The sequence below is a fragment of the Desulfosarcina sp. genome, from assembly GCF_033791525.1.
Lineage (GTDB): Bacteria > Desulfobacterota > Desulfobacteria > Desulfobacterales > Desulfosarcinaceae > Desulfosarcina.
Genome location: NZ_JASJGN010000146.1, coordinates 1 through 5,510, shown reverse-complemented (window position 1 = coordinate 5,510; position 5,510 = coordinate 1). Strand labels below are relative to the sequence as shown.

Sequence of the window (5,510 nt, the reverse complement as noted above, 5' to 3'; positions counted from 1 at the left end):
GAGCTTGCCGCAGATTCAAGGCAGATGTCGTCGCGCTATAGTGGACTATGCGCGGCGATATCTAACGCCGAAGATGCGGTGAGATCGGCAATCCCAATGGGTTTCACCTTTTGAATACAACCATCGATGGTACCCAACCGTGATCGTTACCAATCGACCTTCTTCGCGAAAGGTTAATCGCTCAGTTTGGGGTAAAGAAAAGATGGCAATAGCCCTGACTGGACTGTTTTTGATCCATGCCTTTAACCCGCTTGCCGATTTCCGATAATCAGTAGCCACATCAACCTAATTTAACAAACCGGGAAACCTTCATGACCAGCCATTCAAAGATAAAGAGAAACCCTCTCAAAATCAGGCTCCTGGTTGAAGCAGATCGCATTTCTGCGCCTCATCTTGCAGACAGGCAAGGTTGCCGGGGACGTCCAACGAAAAACCCCCATTTTGGTGGAGTCAGAAGAGACTGTTGAAATGGCCCTTAACCGCCATGGCACTTATGCCCTGATGTTCAGCTGCCCGGCGCCCTTCAAGGCAGTCGCCGGAAAACTCGGACCGATTTTTATATCCAGCGGATACTGGATCTACGTGGGCAGCGCTTTCGGCCCCGGCGGCCTGCGTTCTCGATTGTCCCATCACCTGAAGCCATCACACCGGCCCCACTGGCATCTGGACTATATCAAAAGCGCCTTGCGTCCGGTTGAACTCTGGACCACCACCGATCCGGTCAAACGCGAGCATGATTGGGCGGCGGTTCTTTCTGCCCTAAATGGGGCGTCTCGCCCCATCCGGGGGTTCGGTGCCACGGACTGCACATGCCGTTCACACTTGATCCACTTGCCCCGACTGCCGGACTTTTACCGTTTTACGATGCAGGTCTGCAGGGAAATACCAGTCCATGGTCCACTGTCCAGGTTCGATCTGACCAAAGAGGCTTTCATTGCCTGAAGTGAACGGCAAAAACGTAGGCGTTTGGCGTTGTTTGCGATGTGGACATCCAGCCGGCGATCGATTCTGCGCCCGACGGCGAAACACGCCGCCGTTGTTGCAGAAACCCGTCAATTTTGGGCTTTTGTTCGAATCTCTTGACTTCACACCGGCCTTTGCCTACAGTGCTCACCGATCGACGTTCGGCTGCAACCCGCCCGGCAATACACCGATTCACGAGAGGAGACGCCCCATGACCGATGCCGTTAAAAGCATCGATGATCTGAACCAGGAGCAGACCGCTCGCTTGGTCATGGATGTCATGCACCGCACAATCATCCACTATGCACTCTGGTTCACCGAGATCCGCCACCAGATGGGCATGGAAAAGGCCCTGGAAGCCCTGTCCGTCGCCTCGGAAAAAAGCATGGGCATTCAACTCAACCGGCTGTCCAAGCTACTGGGATTCGAGATGCAAGACGGCGTCCCCAGACCACTGCTGAACCTCCCAAAGAAAGATCTGTTGGCGCTGCTTGACGGCGCGGCGATCAACTGGCTGGCCAACGATGGCGTGTGGTTTCAGTCCGTGGAATTCACCAGCGGCATGAACGACGCCAAGCGCTGCAACGACTCGTGCTGGGCACACTTTTCCCCCTTCGAGGCCTGGGCCGTCAAACGGTTCCTGGGACTCGGGGACCGGCCCGGCCTGGACGGGTTGAAAAGGGCCTTGAGTTTCCGTGTCTACGCACGGATCAACGTTCAGTCCTTTAGCGACGAGGGGCCCGACGCCTTCATTTTCCGCATGAACAAATGCCGTGTCCAGGTGGCCCGCAACAGCAAGAATCTGCCCGACTACCCCTGCAAATCTGCCGGTCTGGTGGAGTACACCTATTTTGCCCGCGCCATCGACCCGCGCATTCATACCGAATGCATCGGCTGTCCACCGGATGACCACCCGGACGATTGGTATTGCGCTTGGCGTTTTTCGCTCGAGTAAATGTGAAATTGGGGAAGTTTCGCGTTTATCCGCGCCGCCGATCAACTTGATAGTCAACTGCAAGAGCCCGCCTGAACAAACGGACCAATGGAGCCAGGCCTCTATTGACATCCGTGCCGCTTTTATTTAATCAAATCTATTGTCATCGCATGGCAACCACCTGCGATAGCGCTGTGTCCAGCCAAGGAAGATTAAATGGCCCCCTCAAAAGCAAAACAGACGCCGGACACCGGTCACACTCGCAAGGCCTACCAGGGCATCCGGCATATGCTGTTCCACAACGAGATCGTACTGGGGCAGAAAATCGCCTACCGGGATCTGGCCGAGCGGCTGGGCATGAGCCAGACACCGGTGATCCAGGCCCTGAAGTAGCTTGAATTTCAAGGTCTGGTCCGCCATGAACGCCATCGTGGATACTACACCGAACCGGTCAGCATCCAGGAGGTGGAGGAGATCTACGACTTTAGGGAACAGATCGAACTGGCCCTGCTGCCTCGCACCCTGGCACGAATGGACAGCAAGTCCATAAAAAAGCTGGAGGATGCATTAGATGCCCACCTGAAAGCCTCGCGGGAGATCTACCTATACGGCCGGTTGCTCAAGGATATGGAGTTTCACCTGACGCTGGCGGGCCTGTCCGGAAACCGGGTTCAGCATCAGACCCTGCGACTGCTGTTCGACCTGCTTTATCTCAAATATGGGGGGAACATCCTTTTTTCGACCTCGATGGACAAAGCGGACACCACCCACAAGGAATTGTTCAGCCACATTCGCGACAACCAACTGGCAGGTGCCAAAGCCGTACTTTCCCGGCACATCAACAGTGTCAAAAATCATGTACTCAGCGGCCTTGAACATCTGATGAAGGAAAAAGACAAGGCCGGTTTCTGAACCGCGACAGCGAGCACATTCCCCGTCGCTTGTCGAAGCGAAGCGGAGATCCCGCCATCGGGGTCGGAGCGAAGCAGAGATCCCACTCATCGGGGCCGCGGTGAGGGTTCAATCATCGGCTTGCCAAGTCCGCCTTTAACTTCAGCACCGCCAGTTCTTTGGCTTTGGCCTCCACATCTACCGTAATGTCCAGGTCCCGCCAGCAATTGGGGAAATCAGCCGGATCGATATAGTCGTGATGGGGCCGGCACGGTCCCTTTCCCCAACCGTTCAGTGGACTGGAGAGATGAAAAAGCGGCTCACGATGCCAGGTGGATATCGCCGCTTTCGTTATGGCTTCCACTCCTTTTCCGTCGGGCAGGCAGCGGTGGTGATGAACATCGTAGACGAGGGGAACGCCGGTTGCCGTGCACACGGTCAACAGATCCGCCGGCGTGTACACCCGATCATCGTTTTCCAGCGTCAACCGACTTTTCACCTTCGGGGATAACCGGTTGATAACCGATGTCAATCGCTTCAGCGCCGTCGACTTTTCACCGTAGGCCCCGCCGCCGTGGACATTGAGAACGTCGGCAGCCACCCATTCGGCCACCTGGGCATGATATTCCAGATCAGCCACCGATCGTTTGACCACACCGGCATCAGGCGAGGAGAGTACTATAAACTGATCGGGGTGAAAGGAGGTCCGGATGCCGTTATCGAGGCTGAAGTTCCCGCATTGCTTGAAACGCGCAACAATCTGGTCTCCCTGCGGTAATTCATGCAGGTCATATCCGGCATCGGGATGGGTTTTAACGGGCAGGATCTGGCTGTTGATCCGAAAGGCGCCAATGCCATTGTCGACGCAAAAGTTCAATGCTCGGTAAAGCGCATTGGCGTTGTCAATGCAAATGGAGGACAGGTGCGTCGCCCGAGCCGCCCCGGACAGCGACAGCAGGTACTTGGCCGTGGTACGTCGGAATTTGATGGGCGCCTCTCGAAAAATGCAGCACAGGCCAAAACGGATCATGGTGTCACCTCAACGCTTGGTATTTTTACATCAACATTCCAATGTAGCATATCTTTCTTTCAACTTGCGCATGGACCTGGCATCCTGCAACTATTTGGTTGTTGTCGGTCGGCATTCGGTTGCCGCATGAAACCGATAGGTTGATGCCCGGTCATAAAGCATAATAATTACAAAAGGGTTTGACGGGTTCGCGCAACGTCCCGTCAAACCCCACTCCGCCGGATTGGATGCGAATGTGTTGAATCGTCACTACGCCACTGCCTGGTCAACCCTCTACCAGGCCCGCTACTGCATTTTAATTGCCCTGCTCGTTTATACAGGCAGTTGTCTTGGGGGATGGATGTATGCCGACGCCCTGGGCTTTCTCCACCAGGCGGCCGGCAGTCTGGCCGGCAAGTTTGCCGGTAAAGGTGGCGTATCTTTCATCTTTTCATTGTTTGTCCACAACCTCGTGGCCACCTATATCACCATGTGCCTGCTCACCCTGTGGGGCCTGGTCCCGGTGGTCACCGCGATTGCCAACGGCCTGATTCTGGGCTGGATCGTGGTGACCGCAGCTGGTCTATCTCCCGTTGACACCGCCACCATGCTGGTGCCACACGGCATGTTCGAATGGCCCGCCATGATGATCGCCTGGGGTGTCGGTCTCTGGCGTGGCGCAGGGTATCGGTTCAGCGCTGATCCCGGAACCTATTTTCAACGCTGGAAACGGTCCAACCAGTTGTTTTTTCTGATCGTTCTCCCCTTGCTGCTGCTGGCTGCCATTGTTGAGGGCCGCGGGCATCTTTCCGGATGGTTTCCAGGATAATCAAAAGCCGTCACAAAAGTTCCTAATGCCGGCCCCAAAAAGGCCGATGGTTTATGGTAACACGCACGATAGGTTGCGCGACACCCGAACAGCTATTGAAATACGATTGCGATTGGCCATACGGCGTTAAAATTCGACTCAAAATGCTCATTTACCAACCATAAACTGCGCTTTTTAGCCGGATTTCGCCTTGTCTTGCCTGCGCTCATGACGTTTTTCAACAGCCTGCCAAACCGGAAGAAAGGATCGTTGAACGATGGACAGCCTGGCCCACATATTAAAAAAAGTAAAACGGTTGGAGCCCATTCCCACGGTCATCCACAAAGTCCTGGATCTCGCCGACGACCCGGAATCGTCGCTGAATGACCTGGTGGGAGTGGTCGAGCGGGATCCGGCCATCACCGCCAACCTGTTGAAAACGGTCAACTCCGCCCACATGGGGTTGCCGGTCAAAGTCGATTCCGTCAGGCAGGCCGTTTCCATGCTGGGGTTGCAGCAAGTTGTGGAGATGGTGCTGTCGCAAAACCTGTCCGGCGACCTGCAGTGCTCCCAGAAGGGATATGGCCTGGCCAAGGGAGATCTGTGGCGCCAAAGCCTGGCCGTTGCCATGGTTGCCAGGACCCTTGCCGGCCAGCGGGACCTGATGAGTCTTCCGGCCATCTACACCGCCGCCCTGCTAAAAGATATCGGCAAGGTCATTCTCCACGAGTTTGTGGCCGAGCATCTTCCGGCGATCCAGAAACTGGTGGCCGAAAAAGGCATGAGTTTTGTCGAAGCCGAAACAGCGGTGCTGGGGATGGATCACGCCACGCTGGGGGGTATTATCGCCAAACAATGGCATTTCAGCTCCCATATGACGTATATGATTGAAAACCACCACCTTC

Annotated in this window: 7 protein-coding genes; 6 read left to right on the top strand and 1 reads right to left on the bottom strand. The window is 55.4% G+C overall.

The window, feature by feature from the left end; genetic code table 11:
* Positions 1-363: 363 nt before the first annotated feature.
* From QNK41_RS06775 to QNK41_RS06760, 4 genes are all read left to right on the top strand, one after another.
* Positions 364-942 carry a GIY-YIG nuclease family protein gene (locus tag QNK41_RS06775; RefSeq protein ID WP_319255068.1) on the top strand — a complete coding sequence of 193 codons (579 nt, stop codon included), beginning with the start codon at positions 364-366 and terminating at the stop codon, positions 940-942.
* A 232-nt stretch (positions 943-1,174) separates the two neighbouring features.
* Positions 1,175-1,918, top strand: a complete 744-nt coding sequence (locus QNK41_RS06770; RefSeq protein ID WP_319255066.1) for a DUF6125 family protein — start codon at positions 1,175-1,177, stop codon at positions 1,916-1,918.
* A 195-nt stretch (positions 1,919-2,113) separates the two neighbouring features.
* Positions 2,114-2,290: a GntR family transcriptional regulator gene (locus QNK41_RS06765; RefSeq protein WP_319255064.1), complete on the top strand. Its 177-nt coding sequence runs from the start codon at positions 2,114-2,116 to the stop codon at positions 2,288-2,290.
* Positions 2,291-2,362: 72 nt separating this feature from the next.
* Positions 2,363-2,809, top strand: coding sequence for an FCD domain-containing protein (locus tag QNK41_RS06760; RefSeq protein WP_319255062.1), 447 nt, complete (start codon positions 2,363-2,365; stop codon positions 2,807-2,809).
* Between the two features lie 112 nt (positions 2,810-2,921).
* On the opposite strand, the gene uvsE is transcribed toward QNK41_RS06760, so the two are convergent.
* Complete coding sequence (gene uvsE, locus QNK41_RS06755) at positions 2,922-3,818, bottom strand: UV DNA damage repair endonuclease UvsE (RefSeq protein ID WP_319255060.1); 897 nt, start codon at positions 3,816-3,818, stop codon at positions 2,922-2,924.
* Positions 3,819-4,056: 238 nt separating this feature from the next.
* Between uvsE and QNK41_RS06750 the strand changes: the two genes are divergently transcribed.
* On the top strand, positions 4,057-4,626 hold the full coding sequence (locus QNK41_RS06750; protein ID WP_319255058.1) for a stage II sporulation protein M: 570 nt from the start codon (positions 4,057-4,059) through the stop codon (positions 4,624-4,626).
* A 256-nt stretch (positions 4,627-4,882) separates the two neighbouring features.
* A partial coding sequence (locus QNK41_RS06745) for an HDOD domain-containing protein (protein WP_319255056.1) occupies positions 4,883-5,510 on the top strand: 628 nt, incomplete at its 3' end.

Excerpts from the sequence above, each read along its gene's own strand:
- QNK41_RS06770 (WP_319255066.1), top strand. The coding sequence starts at position 1,175 with ATGACCGATGCCGTTAAAAGCATCGATGATCTGAACCAGGAGCAGACC.
- uvsE (WP_319255060.1), bottom strand. The coding sequence starts at position 3,818 with ATGATCCGTTTTGGCCTGTGCTGCATTTTTCGAGAGGCGCCCATCAAA.
- QNK41_RS06765 (WP_319255064.1), top strand. The coding sequence starts at position 2,114 with ATGGCCCCCTCAAAAGCAAAACAGACGCCGGACACCGGTCACACTCGC.